The following is a 14,422-nucleotide window of genomic DNA, read 5'->3' on the forward strand; positions in this document are numbered from 1 at the left end:
ACACTCCGTCTCCTGACCTGACGGTCCGACAAGGCAGGGTTGGGATGGGATCGCCCGAATCGCACGGAAGTTCCTCGAATGGAAGTCCGCCGCGCAGGAGTCCGGTACTCCTCGCGCTTCGTTACTACGGACGGGAGCTGGTCCGCCTCAAGCGGCTGACGGTGCCCGCGATGCTGCTCCCGGCGCTGGGCAACATCGGCATCCACTACATCGCGCCACTGGTCGTCGCGAAGCTCGTCGGCCGGATCGCCGCGGGGAACGCGGGCGGCGGCGCCATCGCCTGGACGATGCCCTACGTCCTCGCCTTCGCCGGGGTGCTGCTGCTCGCGGAGGCGGCGTGGCGCATCGGGCTGCACTGCCTGAACCGCCTCGACGCCCGCGGCATCGAGCAGCTGTACGTGACCGGCATGGACGAGCTGTTCGCCAAGGACGCCGCGTTCTTCCACGACAACTTCGCCGGATCGCTGACGAAGCGGGTCCTGAGCTTCGCCTCCCGCTTCGAGGAGTTCGTCGACACGCTGACGTTCTCGGTCATGGGCAGCTTCGTGCCCCTGGTGTTCGCGTCGGTGGTGCTGTGGCAGTACGACCCCCTGCTCGTCGTGGGGCTCCTGACGATGATCGCGGTCACGGGGCTGTGCGTGGCACCGCTGATCCGTCGCCGCCAGGCGCTCGTGGCCCAGCGGGAGGAGGCGATCGCCAGGGTGTCGGGGCACGTGGCGGACAGCCTGATGAACATGGACACGGTCCGGGCGTTCGCCGCCGAGTCGCGCGAGGCCGCCGAGCACCGGTCCCGCGTCGCGGAGTCGCGCCGGCTCACGCTGCGCTCGTGGGACTACGGCAACCTGCGCATCGACACGCTGGTCGCGCCGATGTCCGTACTGACCAATGTGCTGGGTCTGATGCTCGCCATCGTGCTCGGCGGCGGCGCGCACGGCGTGGAGGCGGTCATCGTGGCCTTCACCTACTACGCCAACGCGACGCGGATCATGTTCGAGTTCAACCAGATCTACCGCCGCCTGGAGAGCTCGATGACGGAGGCAGCGCAGTTCACCGAACTGCTGCTGACCCCGCCGACCGTGCTCGACCCGGTCGAGCCGGAGCCGCTGCGCTCGCAGGCCGCCGATGTGCGCTTCGAGCGGGTGACCTTCGCCCACGCGGGAGCGGCGGCGCTCTTCGACGGCCTGGACCTGGCCGTGCCCAGCGGATCGAAGATCGGCCTCGTCGGCCGGTCGGGTGGCGGCAAGACCACGCTCACCCGGCTGCTGCTGCGGATGACGGACATCGGCGCAGGCCGCATCCTGATCGGCGGGCAGGACATCAGCAGGCTCTGCCAGGCCGACCTGCGCAGCCTGATCGCCTACGTTCCCCAGGACCCGGCGATGTTCCACCGCACGCTGCGGGACAACATCGCGTTCGCCCGCCCCGACGCCACCGACGCCGAGATCCGCCGTGCCGCCGAGGCGGCGCACGTCACGGAGTTCGCCGACGCCCTCGAGGAGGGCTTCGACACCATGGTGGGCGAGCGCGGGGTGAAGCTGTCCGGCGGACAGCGCCAGCGGGTCGCCCTCGCCCGGGCGATCCTGCGCGACGCACCGATCCTGCTGCTCGACGAGGCGACCAGCGCCCTGGACTCCGAGAGCGAGATCCTGGTCCAGGACGCGCTGTGGCGGCTCATGGCCGGCCGGACGGCGCTGGTGGTGGCACACCGTCTCAGTACGGTCGCCACCATGGACCAGCTCGTCGTCCTCGACCGCGGGCACATCGTCGAGCAGGGCACGCACCGGGAACTGCTGGCCGCGGAAGGCGCCTACGCCAAGCTGTGGCAGCACCAGTCGGGCGGCTTCTTCGACGACACCACCGCGGGGGCCGACCTGCGTTGAACCCGGGCGGGGAGGATGCCGTCGTGCCGCTGCGCGGCACGACGGCCCCCGGCCGGGGCCGCGCCGCCGTGCGCGTACTGACGGCGGCGAGTACTGCTGTCATGCAAGTACTGCCTTCATGCAAGTACTGCCGTCATGTCAGTACTCCGCCGTCATGGCGAGCTGGCGCTCGCGGTCCTGTCTCAGCAGCCGCGGGATGGCGCCGCTCGGGGCCACGCCCAGCTCCGAGAACAGCAGCTCCCGGTAACGGCGGTACCGGCGGTGCGCGTCGGCCACCTCGCCGACCCAGAGGCACGACTGGACGGCTATGCGCCGGGGCCCCTCCCGCAGCGGGTCGGCCTGGGCCGCCGCGTCGGCCAGTTCGAGGACCGCGGAGTGCTGGCGCCGTTGCAGGAACTTCTCGGCGAGGTGCTCCAGCGTCTGGACGCGCTGCAGTTCCCACTTCTCCTGGAACGGCGCGAGCCAGTCGTGGTCCCAGCCGTACAGCAGGGGGTGGCGCAGCACGCTCCACGCGTGCGGCAGCTGGTCGTCGCTCACGGCCTGCGGACCCGCCCCGGACACGGTCGAAATCAGCCTCGCCGCCGCCCGGTAGTCCACCTCGACGTGGTCGGCGAGGGACACGGTGGTGTGCGAGGCGTGCAACAGCCCGCCGGCCGTCGCCTGGTTCAGGCGCCACAGCGTCTGGCGTAATCGCGTCGCGGCACGGTCCGGCGGGACGTCCGGCCAGAGCCGCGCGGCGAGGTCTCCGCGGCGCATCGGGCGGTCGCTGAGCACCAGGGCCGCCACGAGTCGCTGCTGGATGTCGCTGAGGTCGGCGACCCTCTGATCCGTGCGGCAGACGAAGTCTGGCAGGAGCGATATGTGCACGAGACCGAAGCCGATGGGATTCATCGCACCTCTCGGGTCGTCCGGCGGGCCGTCGGCCGCCGGCTGGGCGTGTCAAGGGTCTCCGCTGCCGATTTCCACGTTCGCTTCACATGAGCTTCACAACAGCCGTGGAATGAGGGTGAGGCACGCTATGGAGATCGTCAACCACCCGCGGACAGCAGGTTCCTGGCCCCCCGATCCGGGCCCGGACGCGTGGTCGCCCGCGCGCGTATGTCGCCGCCGCTCCTCCGCCGCAACCCACATTCGTGGGGTTGTTTCACCGATCCGCCACGCGCAGTCTCGGTGGCGTCCCCGTATCGATCGTGACAGCGAAAGGGTGGAAACATGACCTTCAACGCACTGGAGTCCCTGCGTGCCGCCGGCGTTCTCGGCGGCACGATGGCGCCCGCCCTCGAAGAGTTCTACGCCAGCCTGACCCCCGAGGAGACCAAGGTCCTCATCTCGACCAAGACTCGCCTTGCGGCGATCCTCCCCGACGTGGTCGCGCACTCCCAGGACTGGTCCTCGCCCGAGGCCACCAAGGAGGGCTTCGACGCCGCGATGCTCTGTGCCTGCGGCCTCTGGTCGGGCTCCGGCCAGGCCGAGAACTGACAGTTCACAGGCGGGGTCCGGCGGCCACCACCGCGTCGGGCCGCGCCTGTGCCAGCCCCAGAGAGGAGCGGGATGCGCGGGAATCTGGTCCGGAACCTGTCGTTGTTCGAGGTGCCGAACGACCTGACCTACTTTGTGCACGACGAGGACCACCTCGTCGTCAACCCGGAAGTGGCCGCCCGGTGCGTCCTGTCCGGACGTGAGTTCCGGGTCCTGCAGGCCCTGGCGGCCGCACAGGCCCGGGGGGAGCAGCCGGCCCTGGAGGCGGACGCGGAGACGGAGCGCGTCCTGGCCAAGCTCATCCTGAACTGGATCGTGTACTTCAACGGCAACAGGCCCCAGGTCAGGCTCGGTGAACCGCCCCTGCGCATCGCGTACTACGCCATCACCGACGGCTGCAACCTGCGCTGCCCCTACTGCTACGCCTCGTCCGAGAAGTGCCTTCCGGGCGAGCTCGACACCGCCGAGTCGCTGGACCTCGTGTCGCAGATCGCCGAGTTCGGCAGTGAGACGATCGTCTTCACCGGTGGCGAACCGATGCTGCGCAAGGACCTGTTCCAGATCGTCGAGCACGCCAACCGTGCCGGCCTGAAGTCCAACGTCATCACCAACGCGACGATGATCCGGACCGAGGCGACGGCGAATCGGTTCGCCGAGCTGTTCAACATGGTCACGGTGAGCCTCGACGGCGGCACGGCCGAGACCCACGACCGCACCCGCGGCAAGGGTGCGTTCGCCAAGACGCGCAAGGCGATCCAGCTGCTGAACGCGGCCGGTGTGAAGCCCGCCATCAACCACATCGTCACCAGCGAGAACGTCGAGGAACTGGAGGACTTCGCGTCCTTCCTCGACGGGATCGAGATCCACAGCGTCCGCCTGATGAACCACAACGACCTGGGCCGGGGCGCCGGAGACGACTACGACTTCGGATGGCAGGACCACCTGAGGGTGCAGGAGCTCGTCTGGACCTCGCCGGTCGCCGGCAAGTTCAAGCCGGACGGGCCGAGGCCGGTGACCCCGTGCTCGGTCAAGGGCAACTGCGGCATGGGCGGCAACGAGATCTACGTCAACTCACTCGGTGACATGTACCCGTGCAAGCTCGTCACGGGCAAGGGCGAGTACGCCGGCAACATCAGGAAGCAGCGGCTGTCCGAGATCTTCGCCAGCCCGGTGCTGAGCTCGATGCGCAAGAGCACCGTGTACGGCGGGGAGTTCCACTCCGACTGCGAGAAGTGCTACATCAAGGCCAACTGCGGCGGCGGCTGCCGGGCCGCGCACATGTCGGAGTCCGGGGACCTGCGGCGCAACAGCCGTCACCTGTGCCGGATCCTGCGCCACGGCATCACCACCCAGCTGTGGACCGAGACCGGGGTGACCCGCGCGGAACTGGCCGCCGGCGGCGTCGACATGACCGTACCCCGGATGGTCGCCACCGGCGAGGTGCACGTGGCGCACGAGCAGTGGAAGACGTGGACCCGCACGCCCGAACCCGCGATCAAGGTCGGTGAACTGATTCCCATCATGCCGGTGAACAGGAGGCTGGGCGATGTCCCTGCACATCAGTGACGCGGTCATCTGGCAGGAGACCCCGGACGGCATCTCGCTCTACCACAGCGAGTCCGGGGACTTCCGCACCCTGAACGCGACCGCCGCCCAGATCTGGGCGCTCGTGGAGAGCGACGGGGACCGGGAGACGGTCATCAACAACCTGTCCCTCCTCTTCGCGGGTCACAACGCCGTACTGACGGCCCGCATCCGCGCGGAAGTGGACGCGTTCATCAGCTCCATGGTCGAGGCCGATCTGCTCCAGGAGACGGAATACCCGCGCCCATGACCAAGGCCGTCGTCCTCGGCGGGGGCTTCGCGGGCGTACTGGTGGCCAGGGTGCTTTCCGGCCACGTCGACGAGGTCACCGTGGTCGAAGGCGGCCGCTACCCGGTGGGCCCCGGGCCCCGGCCCGGGCTGCCGCAGGCGTACCACAGCCATGTCCTTGTCACGGCCGGGGCCGAAGCCCTGGAGACGCTGCTCCCGGGCACCCTGGACGCGCTCCTGGACCGGGGTGCGCACCGCCGGGGCCTGCCGGAGGGCGCACTGATCCTGAGTGCGGACGGCTGGTTCCGCCGCCACGAGACGGGCGCCTTCCTGGTCTCGTGCAGTCGCTGGCTCATGGACCACGTGGTCCGGCAGCGGGCCCTGACCGGCGGTGCGGTGTCCGTGCGGGACGGCACCCGGGTCCTCGGGCTCGCCGGAGACGCCGCCCGGATCACCGGAGTCGTGGTCGCGGGGGAGGACGGGGCCGGCGAGACCCTCCACGCGGACCTCGTGGTGGACGCCACGGGGCGGCGCTCGCGCGCCGGCCGGTGGCTGGCCGCGCTCGGTGCGGCCGGCGTCGAGGAGGAGGTGGTCGACCCGGGCCTGGCGTACTCCACCCGGATCTACCGGGCCCCCGCCGACCTCACCGCCGGGATCCCGGCGATCATGCTCCACCCGCGCCCGGAGAACGGCCTGCCGGGGTACGGAGCGACCCTGCTGCCCGTGGAGGACGGCCGGTGGATCGTCACGCTGACCGGCACGCGCGCCGCCACGCCGCCTGCCGACGAGCAGGGATTCACCGAGTGTGCACACGCGCTGCGCTCCCCGGTCGTGGCGGAGCTGCTGGCCGCGGCCGAGCCCCTCGGCGGGGTCCGGCCGTACCGGGCCACCGCGAACCGCAGGAGGTACTACGAACGGGGGCCCCGGCCCGAGGGGTTCCTGGTCGTCGGCGACGCGCTGACCGCGGTCAATCCGGTCTACTCGCACGGGATGTCCGTAGCCCTGCTCAGTGCCGTACGGCTGGACCTCGAGCTGGCACGGCACGGCGCCGGCCCCGCGGTCCTTCCCGCGCTGCAGGCCGCCGTGGCGGAAGTGGCCTCCGCGTCGTGGCGGATGGCCACCGAACAGGACCGGGTGCGGCCCGGCACACAAGCCCTCGCGTCCGCCGCGGCGCACCGGATGAGGGCCAGGATGTCCCGTGCCGTGCTCACCAGCCCGCCGCTGATGACACGGCTCTTCCGGTCCCAGACGCTGGTCCCCGTACCATCCCCGGCGACCGCCGCCGACCCGTCGCTCCCGCGCGGGCCGTCCGTCGCCGACCGGCCGCCGCTCGGTACCGACGAGGCGGTCGCGCAGTTCCCCGGACTCGCCGAGTGGTGGTTCTCCGGGCGCCGGAGCCACCCGTCCACCGGGGAAGAGAGCCGTGACGACTGAATCCGTACCGCTGATCCCGCACTCCGTCCTGTTCGGGAACCCCTCGTACCTCGTCCCCGAGATCTCCCCGGACGGGACCCGGTTGCTCTACCTCGCACCGGACGAGGGCGTGCTGAACGTGTGGACGGCGCCGGTGGACCGGGCGCAGGAGGCCACCGTCGTGACGCACGACCGGGGGCGCGGCATCCGGACGTACGGCCTGTGCCACGACGACCGCACCCTGTTCTACCTGCGCGACGAGAACGGCGACGAGAGCTGGCGGGTGCACCTCGTCGACCTCGTCTCCGGGGAGGAGCGCTGCGCCACCCCCTTCGACGGGGTCCAGGCGCGCGTGCTGGCGCACAACCGGTGGCACCCGACCACCATCCTGATCGGTCTCAACAAGGACCGCCCGCACCTGCACGACGTGTACGCCCTGGACCTGCCGACGGGCGGGCTCACCCGGGTCGCCGAGAACCCGGGGTACCTGAGCTGGATCATCGACACCGACCTGAGGGTCCGCGGCGGCACGGCGATGAGACCCGACGGCGGCACCGCCGTCTTCCTGGACCCGCCGCAGGAGTCCGGCGGCGCACCGCCTCCCTGGCTCGACGTCCCCTACGAGGACGCCCTGGGAACACGGGTCATCGGCTTCTCGCGCGACGGCGCCGCGTGCTACCTGCTGTCCTCCATCGGGGCCAACGCCGGCCGCCTCTTCGAGGTCGACGTCACGACCGGCCGGCGGACCCTGCTCGCGGAGGATCCGGTCCACGACGTCAAACAGGTCGAGATGGACCCGGTGACCCGCAGACCGCAGGCGGTGCTGTTCGCCAAGGACCGCGACGAATGGGTCTTCCTCGACGAGGAGTTCGCAAAGGACCTCGCCCGGATCCGCGGCGAGCTCGAGCTCCGCTCGGTCGACGGCGAGGTCTACGTCGACCGCACCGACCGCTCGGGACGGCTGTGGACGGTCTCGGTGGTGACCGGAGCCGGTCCCGTCCTCTACTACGTCTACGACCGGTCGGACGGCGGGCTCCGGTACCTCTTCAGCCACCAGACGGAGTTGGAGCGCTACCGGCTGGCGAGGATGGAGCCCTTCGAGTTCTCCGCGCGCGACGGGGTCACGGTGCACGGCTACGTGACCTGGCCCCCCGGCGCCGAACGGCGGGGCCTGCCCGCGGTGGTCAACGTGCACGGCGGACCCTGGGCGCGGCACACCTTCGCCTTCGACGAAGAGGCACAGCTGCTGGCCAACCGCGGCTACGCGTGCGTGCAGGTCAACTTCCGGGGTTCGACGGGCTACGGCAAGCACTTCCGGAACCTGGGCGCCAAGCAGTGGGGCGCCGCGATGCAGACCGATCTGCTCGACGCGGTCGGCCACCTCGTCGCGGACGGGGGGATCGACCCCGCACGGGTCGCGATCATGGGCTGCTCGTACGGGGGCTACGCCGCGCTGGTCGGCGCGGCGTTCACCCCGGACGTGTTCACCTGCGCCATCGACCTCTGCGGCCCGTCGAACCTCCTGACGATGCTGGCGGCCGGCGCCCCCTACCGGACTCCGCTCCGGTCGTTCATGCACGCCCAGGTCGGAGATCCGCAGACCGAACGCGACATGCTGTGGGAGCGGTCCCCGCTGTCACGGGTCGACGACATCCGCATACCGGTCCTGGTGGTCCAGGGCGCGAACGACGTCCGGGTCCCGCGGGAGGAGGCCGAGCAGATCGTCGCGGCGCTGTCGGCCAAGGGACTCGCCCACGAGTACCTGCTGTTCCCCGACGAGGGCCACGGCCTGGCCAGGCCCGCGAACCGGCAGACCTACTACGCCGCGGTCGAACGGTTCCTCGCCGAGCACCTGGCCTGATGCCCGCGGACGGCCCCGTCACCGGGGGGACAGGACCGCCCGCACCAGATTCGGCAGGTACAGGCGCGTCTGGGCCTCCTCGTGCGAGGCCCGGACGAAGCCGCGGCCCATGAGCGCGCTCAGGTCCTCCACCACCTGGTTCAGGGGCCGGTGCAGCGCCTCGGCGGCTTCGGAGGCCGTCAGCGCCCGGCCGAACCGGACCAGCTCATGGAGGAGCGCGCGGTGGGCGGCGTCCAGGTGCTCGAAGCAGGACCGGAGCAGACCTCCGATCGTCTCGGGAACACCGGCCGCGCGCGTCGCCGCCGGCAGGTCGAGCAGGTGCGGGGTCGGCGCGTCCGCGAGCTGCCGCGGACTGAGCACCCCGGATCGGGCCGCCGCCGCCTCCAGCGCGACGGGCAGCCCGTCCAGCCTCCGGCACAGCCGCACCACCGCCCCGGCGTCGGCCGGGCCGAGCGCGAAGCCCGGCCGGACCTCCGAGAGCCGGTCCACGAGGAGCCGTACGGACGGCACGCCGGCGAGGGCGTCCAGCGACCGCGTCGCGTCCCAGTCCGGCCCCGGGGTGGCGAGCGGCGCCACCACGGTCCCCTGGACGCCCGCGACGTGCCACGGCGTACGGGAGGTGCTGACCACGCGGATGCCCGGACAGTACGCCAGCAGTTCCTCCACGCCGACGGGTCTCCTCGTGTCGGCGACCCCGTCGAGCACGAGCAGCACCTCGTGCCGGCCGATGAGGCGGCAGACCGCGGAGACGTCCTCCGTCCCCGATTCGACCAGCAGCCGTAACGACTGCAGCAAGGAGCCGAAGGCCGTGCCGTGACCGTCCAGGGCCGCGGCGGCGGCCCCGATCCACAGCACCGGCCACCCGCGGCGGGCGCTCAGCCGGGCCGCCACCTCCGCGGCCACCCTCGACTTCCCCACTCCGGGGAGACCCGAGATGGAGATCATGCGGCGGTGGTCCGACTCCAGGGCGCTCACCATCGCCCGCACCTCGGTGTCGCGCCCGAGGAGCGCGTTGACGGACCGGGGCACGCCGAGGCAGGGATCGGCACCGGCCGGCCCCTGACGCTGGCTGCCCAGGCCCGCGTTGACGAACAGCTCCCGGGTCAGCCCGTCGAGCCCCAGGGCGTCGGCGAGCAGACGTACGGTCTGCATCCGCGCGTTCACCCGGCCCGACTCCAGGGCGCGGATCGTGCGCGGGCTGATCGTCGACAGATCGGCGAGCGTCCGCTGCGTCAGTCCGGCCTGGACGCGCTTGAAGCGGAGCAGTTCGGGAAACGACGGAGCTTCGGCCTCGGCAGTGTGGACCATGGGCCAGGAGCGTAGGAGCGGCCCGTTCCGTCCGCGTCTCGGGTTCGTCGCCGGCACGTCTGCGAATCCGTCTCCGTCTGCGGTCAGCCCGTCTTCGAACTGGGGTGCGCACTTCGGTCCAGCAGGTCCAGGGAGATGGTCAGCAACGAGACGGCCAACGGGTCGGAGGAGTCCATGACCGCGTGCTCCGACAGCCGCGCCGCCAGCTCGCCCACGCGCGGCAGCGCCCCCGCGCCGCGTTCGCCGCGTCGCAGCAGCGAGAGGCTCAGCGCGGCCTGCGTGGCCAGCAGCCCCAGCAGTTCGATGTCGTCGAGTTCCCGGCCGGGTGCGTTCGACCCGTGGGTGTGGCGGTCCAGTACCTCGAGCACACCGATGCACTCCCCGTCCGCGATGAGCGGGGCGGCCATGATGCTCGCGGGTACGTACCCGGTGGAGGCCGCGGCGTCGCGGGCGAAGCGGTCGGAGCCGGTCACGTCGTCCGTGATCAGGGGCTGGCCGCTGGCCGCCACCCAGCCGGCGATGCCGGTGCCGGGCTCGAACCGCTGGCCGACCAGGCCCTGTTCGCCTTCGCCCGCGACCGCCGCGAAGATCAGCTCACCGGTGTCGGGGCTCACCATGAACACCGACGAGGCGGCGGCGCCGTAGATGTGGCGGGCCACCGAGACGACGGACTGCAGCAGTTGACGTTCGGTGGCCATGAGATCGTGTGGCCAGGGTTTCATTCTCCGCCTCCTTGGACCGATGTGTTCGCTGGTGGGTGTGCGGTCACGTTCGCGGCGCAGTGGTAGAGGACGCTCTTGAGCTGGAACGGTGTGAGCCACGGATGCTTGCTCAGGACGAGCGCCGCGATCCCGGCCATGTGCGGCGCCGCGAAGCTGTTCCCCGTGTTGCGCACGGTGCCGCCACCCGGGCTCGCCACCGGCACGCGCACCCCCCGGGCACGGAACTCGACCGGCGGTGCGGCGTTGTAGTAGAAGCGCATGCTGTCCGGCTCGGCGTGGCTGGCGACCGAGATCACCGAGGCGAAGTTCCACGGGAAGCTCTCGATCGGCAGGTTGTGCGCCGCCGCCACCACGGTCGTGCGGCGGAAGTAGGCGCGGTCGCACAGCTCTGCCAGCCGGTCGCGGAACTCCGCCCTGTTCGTCGACAGGCTCATGCTGATGACGTCGAAACCCTCCTCGACGGCGAAGGCGAGCCCGGCGACCAGCGCGGAGGCACTGCCGGACCTCCCGTCGCCGAGCACCTTGAGCGAACTGAGCGAGACCCCCGGCGCGATGCCGCGGATGATCCCCGCGCACGCGGTCCCGTGCCCGGCGCCGTCGAGCGGCTCGCACTCCTCCACGCGCGGCGCCCGGCCCTCGGCCGTCACCACGCGCCACGCCCGCTCGACCGGACCGACCAGTGGATGCGTCCCGTCGACGCCGCTGTCGAGCACGCAGACGCGGACGCCCTCGCCGCTCGCGCCCGCCCAGGCCCAGCGGGAGTCGAGGCCGTCGAACAGCGCCGTCCGCAGGGGCTCACCGGGATCACCGTCGGCCGGCATGCTCCACGCGGGCATCCCCGAGGGGTGCGGCTGCCGTTCGCGCCGCCAGGGCGCGCCGTTCACATCCATGTCCGCACCGTCCCCAGGGGCTTCGTCGCACCGACCGCCTCGTAACTCCCCGCGGCCAGAGCGGCCATGCGGCCGGCACCGGACGGGTCTCCCAGGGACCGGTGCGCCCGGGCCAGGTCGAATTGGACCTCACCGCGCAGACACGGATCGTCGATGTCCTCCAGCAGGGCCAGCACCTCGGCGCGCATCGGATCGGTACGGCCCTGCGCGGCGGCGGCCAGCACGGCGGCCGACATGCACAGGATCCGCCCCCTGACGTCCATCTCCGTGCGGCGGCCGAGGAGTTCACCGATCCGTGCGGCGGACTCGGCCGCCTTGTCCTGCCGGGCACACTCGCGGGCCGCCTGCACCCGCATGGTCAGCGCGACCGGCACGTAGCCGGCGTGCTCGAGGGCGTCGGCCGCCCGGCCGAAGCGCCGCTCGGCCTCCACGTGCTCACCCTCCAGCGAAGCGGCCAGACTGGCGACCTGGTCGACCAGCACCCGGCCGATCGTCAGCCGGAGCTGGTCGACGGCGGACTCCGCCTCGGCCAGCGCCGAGCGGGCGCCGAGGCGGTCCCCGGTCAGTGCCAGGCAGCGCGCGCGGGCGGCCAGCGCGGGCAGCGCCAGGAAGCGGTCGGCGGCGAACCGTTCGAGGAGCTCCGCGCAGCCCGACAGCTTCTCCTCGATCGGGGTCGGCGACCACTGCCGGATCTCGCACAGTGCCACGAGGAGACGGTCCTCCTCGTACGCGTCACCGATGGCCCGGGCGTGCGCGAGCGCGGCGAGCGCCGCCTCCTCGGCCGCACCGAACCGGCCGTGGTCCAGGTGGAGCAGCATCCGCAGCTGCTCGAACCGGCACCAGGCGAACCGGTCGGGCTGGTCGCCGTCCAGTTCGGCCCGCAGCCGTTCCACGTCGACCGCGGTGACCTCGCCGAGCCGTGCCGTCAGCAGGTAACGCTGGACCTGGACCAGGCAGGCCCGCCGCCCGTCGCCGGCCGGGCCCTGCCGGGCGGCCTCCGCGACCACGTCCAGTGCGCGCCGGGTGTCCCCGGAGAGCATGAGGGCGTCGCTGAGCCGGACCGCCGCGACCGACCGGCAGCGGTCGGGGCCGCCCCGCGCCAGCGCGAGCGCCCGGCCGAGCAGTCCGATCGCGGTCGGCACGTCACGCTGCCGCAGCGCCACGGTGCCCTCGGCCAGCAGCGCCTCACCCGCCTGCCGCGTCAGCCACGGCAGCTCCGTGTCGTCGGGGCGCAGGCCCTCGAGAAGCCGTGCGGCGGCCTCGAAGTGGAATCCGGGACTGAAGCCGTGTTCGGCGAGGCGTCGGTGCCAGGTGATGCGCTGCTCCTTCTCCAGCCGTCCGTACGCCACTTCGTGCACCGGCTGCTGAACGAAGCGGTACCCCCCCTCCTCCGCCGTGCCGTGGAAGAGCCGCTGCCCCGCGAGCGCGTCGACCTGCTCCGCGACCGCCGCCTCGCCGAGCAGCGCGAGCTGTTCCAGGGTGAAGGAGGGGCCGATCACCGAGGCCGCGCCCAGCAGCCGCCCGGCGGGCCCGGGCAGCCGGTCGATCATCGCGCCCACCATGGCGGTGATGGTCGGCGGCACCTCCTCGACGGTGCGACCGTCCCGCAGCCAGTCCATCATCAGCCGGATGTAGAGCGGATTGCCCGCGCTGTACAGGGCGACCCGGTCGACCACGTCGAGGTCGTGCAGTTCCACTTCCTCGCCGCTGCTGCGCCCCGCCAGCGCGATCGCCAGCCGCGCGCTGTCGATCTGGACCAGTGCGCCGACGTCGATCACGTCCTCGCCGCGGAGCAGGGGGCCGCCGGGACCGGAGGCCCCCGCGGCGCCGGCCAGCTCCGGTCTGGCCACGCAGACCATCAGCAGCGGCACGTCCCGGAGACTGCCGGCCAGCTCGCCGATGAGCCGCAGGAGCGACTCTCCCGCCCACGCGAGGTTGTCCCACACCACGACGAGCGGGGTGGACGCCGCGGCGGTGAGCAGTTCGCGCGCCGCCCAGGCCACCTCCTCCACGCCCGGCCCCGGGACGGCGGTGGCGAGGCGGGAGCGCGAGGCGTCGCGCAGCCCCGTGAGCACCCCGGCGATGCGCTCGTCGGATCGCAGCAGCTCCGCGCTGGGCGGCGCCTGCCGCGTCAGCGCGTCCAGTACCTCGACGAGCGCCGCGTAGTTGCCGTTCGTCCCGTAGGACTGGCAGCTGCCGAACACGGCGACGGGAGCGGCCCCGGCCGCGACGAGGTCGTCCACGGTCTCCCGGACCAGCCGGGTCTTGCCGATGCCCGGTGGCCCCAGCACGGTCACCAGCTCCGAGCGCCGGTCGCGGGCCACCCGGTGGTAGATCTGGCGCAGCCGGTGGCGCTCGGCGCTGCGGTCCACCATGGGCGCACCGTCGCACGCCCGGCCGGCGACGGCCTCACCGGTCACCAACAGCACCGGAACGGGTTCGGCCTTGCCCTTCAGCGTCACCGGCGGCACGGGGGTCATGGTGTAGTGCGGGCGGGCCAGATGGGCCACGGTCTCGTTGACGACGATCTCCCCGGCGACCGCCAGCGACTGCAGCCGGGCGGCTAGGTTGACAACGTCGCCGATGACCCGGATGCCCGCCCGGGCCGAACGCGTCACCAGGGCCTCGCCGGCCGCGATGCCGCAATGGACCTCGACCGGCGCCGCGTCGGTGGCCGGTGTCCGCAGTCCGCGGACCTCGGCCCGGATGTACGTGGCGGCCCGCAGCGCCCGCAGCGCGTCGTCCTCCTGGGAGGTGTCCGCGCCGAAGACCGCCATGACGGCGTCGCCGATGAACTTCTCGACCACGCCGCCGTGTTCCTCCACCGCGGCCCCGCAGATCTCGTAGTACTGCTCCAGGAGCTGCTGCAGCGGCTCCGGATCGACTCGCTCGGCGAGCCGCGTCCATCCGACGAGGTCGAGGAAGAGGACGACCACCAGTCTGCGGCTCACGCGTGGTCCTCCTCGAAGGTCGTCCGCCCGTCCGGTGGACCGGGTCGGTGCCGGGGCAGGTGCCCCTTGCCGTAGCAGGTGCCGTTTGCAGGTGCCGTCGCGGTGG

Annotated in this window: 11 protein-coding genes; 6 read left to right on the plus strand and 5 right to left on the minus strand. The window is 72.1% G+C overall.

Going from position 1 to position 14,422, the window contains the following annotated elements:
• Positions 1-44: 44 nt before the first annotated feature.
• Positions 45-1,880, plus strand: coding sequence for an ABC transporter ATP-binding protein (locus OG389_RS31480; RefSeq protein ID WP_328301959.1), 1,836 nt, complete (start codon positions 45-47; stop codon positions 1,878-1,880).
• A gap of 138 nt (positions 1,881-2,018) precedes the next feature.
• Here OG389_RS31480 and OG389_RS31485 read toward each other — a convergent pair whose 3' ends face one another.
• Positions 2,019-2,771, minus strand: coding sequence for an AfsR/SARP family transcriptional regulator (locus OG389_RS31485; protein ID WP_328301960.1), 753 nt, complete (start codon positions 2,769-2,771; stop codon positions 2,019-2,021).
• A 321-nt stretch (positions 2,772-3,092) separates the two neighbouring features.
• Between OG389_RS31485 and OG389_RS31490 the strand changes: the two genes are divergently transcribed.
• The 5 genes from OG389_RS31490 (at position 3,093) to OG389_RS31510 (ending at position 8,445) form a co-directional block, all read left to right on the plus strand.
• Complete coding sequence (locus OG389_RS31490) at positions 3,093-3,359, plus strand: StsA-related sactipeptide RiPP (RefSeq protein ID WP_328301962.1); 267 nt, start codon at positions 3,093-3,095, stop codon at positions 3,357-3,359.
• A 72-nt stretch (positions 3,360-3,431) separates the two neighbouring features.
• Positions 3,432-4,925: a StsB family radical SAM/SPASM domain sactipeptide maturase gene (stsB, locus tag OG389_RS31495; RefSeq protein WP_328301964.1), complete on the plus strand. Its 1,494-nt coding sequence runs from the start codon at positions 3,432-3,434 to the stop codon at positions 4,923-4,925.
• Positions 4,906-5,193, plus strand: a complete 288-nt coding sequence (locus OG389_RS31500; RefSeq protein WP_328301966.1) for a PqqD family protein — start codon at positions 4,906-4,908, stop codon at positions 5,191-5,193. The genes stsB and OG389_RS31500 overlap by 20 nt, the downstream gene beginning before the upstream one ends.
• Positions 5,190-6,605: an NAD(P)/FAD-dependent oxidoreductase gene (locus OG389_RS31505; RefSeq protein ID WP_328301968.1), complete on the plus strand. Its 1,416-nt coding sequence runs from the start codon at positions 5,190-5,192 to the stop codon at positions 6,603-6,605. Before OG389_RS31500 ends, OG389_RS31505 begins: the two co-directional genes overlap by 4 nt.
• The gene (locus OG389_RS31510; RefSeq protein WP_328301970.1) at positions 6,595-8,445 is read left to right on the plus strand and encodes a S9 family peptidase; all 1,851 of its coding nucleotides are present in this window, start codon (positions 6,595-6,597) and stop codon (positions 8,443-8,445) included. The genes OG389_RS31505 and OG389_RS31510 overlap by 11 nt, the downstream gene beginning before the upstream one ends.
• An 18-nt stretch (positions 8,446-8,463) precedes the next feature.
• Here the strand turns inward: OG389_RS31510 and OG389_RS31515 are convergent, their stop codons facing one another.
• From OG389_RS31515 to OG389_RS31530, 4 genes are all read right to left on the minus strand, one after another.
• Positions 8,464-9,753, minus strand: coding sequence for a helix-turn-helix domain-containing protein (locus tag OG389_RS31515; RefSeq protein WP_328301972.1), 1,290 nt, complete (start codon positions 9,751-9,753; stop codon positions 8,464-8,466).
• 83 nt (positions 9,754-9,836) lie between these two features.
• Positions 9,837-10,475 carry a GAF domain-containing protein gene (locus OG389_RS31520; RefSeq protein WP_328301974.1) on the minus strand — a complete coding sequence of 213 codons (639 nt, stop codon included), beginning with the start codon at positions 10,473-10,475 and terminating at the stop codon, positions 9,837-9,839.
• Positions 10,472-11,365 carry a S8 family serine peptidase gene (locus tag OG389_RS31525; protein ID WP_328301976.1) on the minus strand — a complete coding sequence of 298 codons (894 nt, stop codon included), beginning with the start codon at positions 11,363-11,365 and terminating at the stop codon, positions 10,472-10,474. The genes OG389_RS31520 and OG389_RS31525 overlap by 4 nt, the downstream gene beginning before the upstream one ends.
• Positions 11,356-14,316 (minus strand): AAA family ATPase, encoded by a 2,961-nt coding sequence (locus OG389_RS31530; protein ID WP_328301978.1) that lies wholly within the window; start codon positions 14,314-14,316, stop codon positions 11,356-11,358. The genes OG389_RS31525 and OG389_RS31530 overlap by 10 nt, the downstream gene beginning before the upstream one ends.
• Between the last annotated feature and the right edge of the window lie 106 nt (positions 14,317-14,422).

Source organism: Streptomyces sp. NBC_00435 (genome assembly GCF_036014235.1).
Classification (GTDB): Bacteria; Actinomycetota; Actinomycetes; order Streptomycetales; family Streptomycetaceae; genus Streptomyces.

What these genes read in the sequence shown, in the direction of transcription:
- OG389_RS31480 (WP_328301959.1), top strand. Translation starts at nt 45, where the DNA reads ATGGGATCGCCCGAATCGCACGGAAGTTCCTCGAATGGAAGTCCGCCG.
- OG389_RS31490 (WP_328301962.1), top strand. Translation starts at nt 3,093, where the DNA reads ATGACCTTCAACGCACTGGAGTCCCTGCGTGCCGCCGGCGTTCTCGGC.
- OG389_RS31500 (WP_328301966.1), top strand. Translation starts at nt 4,906, where the DNA reads ATGTCCCTGCACATCAGTGACGCGGTCATCTGGCAGGAGACCCCGGAC.
- OG389_RS31515 (WP_328301972.1), bottom strand. Translation starts at nt 9,753, where the DNA reads ATGGTCCACACTGCCGAGGCCGAAGCTCCGTCGTTTCCCGAACTGCTC.
- stsB (WP_328301964.1), top strand. Translation starts at nt 3,432, where the DNA reads ATGCGCGGGAATCTGGTCCGGAACCTGTCGTTGTTCGAGGTGCCGAAC.
- OG389_RS31505 (WP_328301968.1), top strand. Translation starts at nt 5,190, where the DNA reads ATGACCAAGGCCGTCGTCCTCGGCGGGGGCTTCGCGGGCGTACTGGTG.
- OG389_RS31520 (WP_328301974.1), bottom strand. Translation starts at nt 10,475, where the DNA reads ATGAAACCCTGGCCACACGATCTCATGGCCACCGAACGTCAACTGCTG.
- OG389_RS31485 (WP_328301960.1), bottom strand. Translation starts at nt 2,771, where the DNA reads ATGAATCCCATCGGCTTCGGTCTCGTGCACATATCGCTCCTGCCAGAC.
- OG389_RS31525 (WP_328301976.1), bottom strand. Translation starts at nt 11,365, where the DNA reads ATGGATGTGAACGGCGCGCCCTGGCGGCGCGAACGGCAGCCGCACCCC.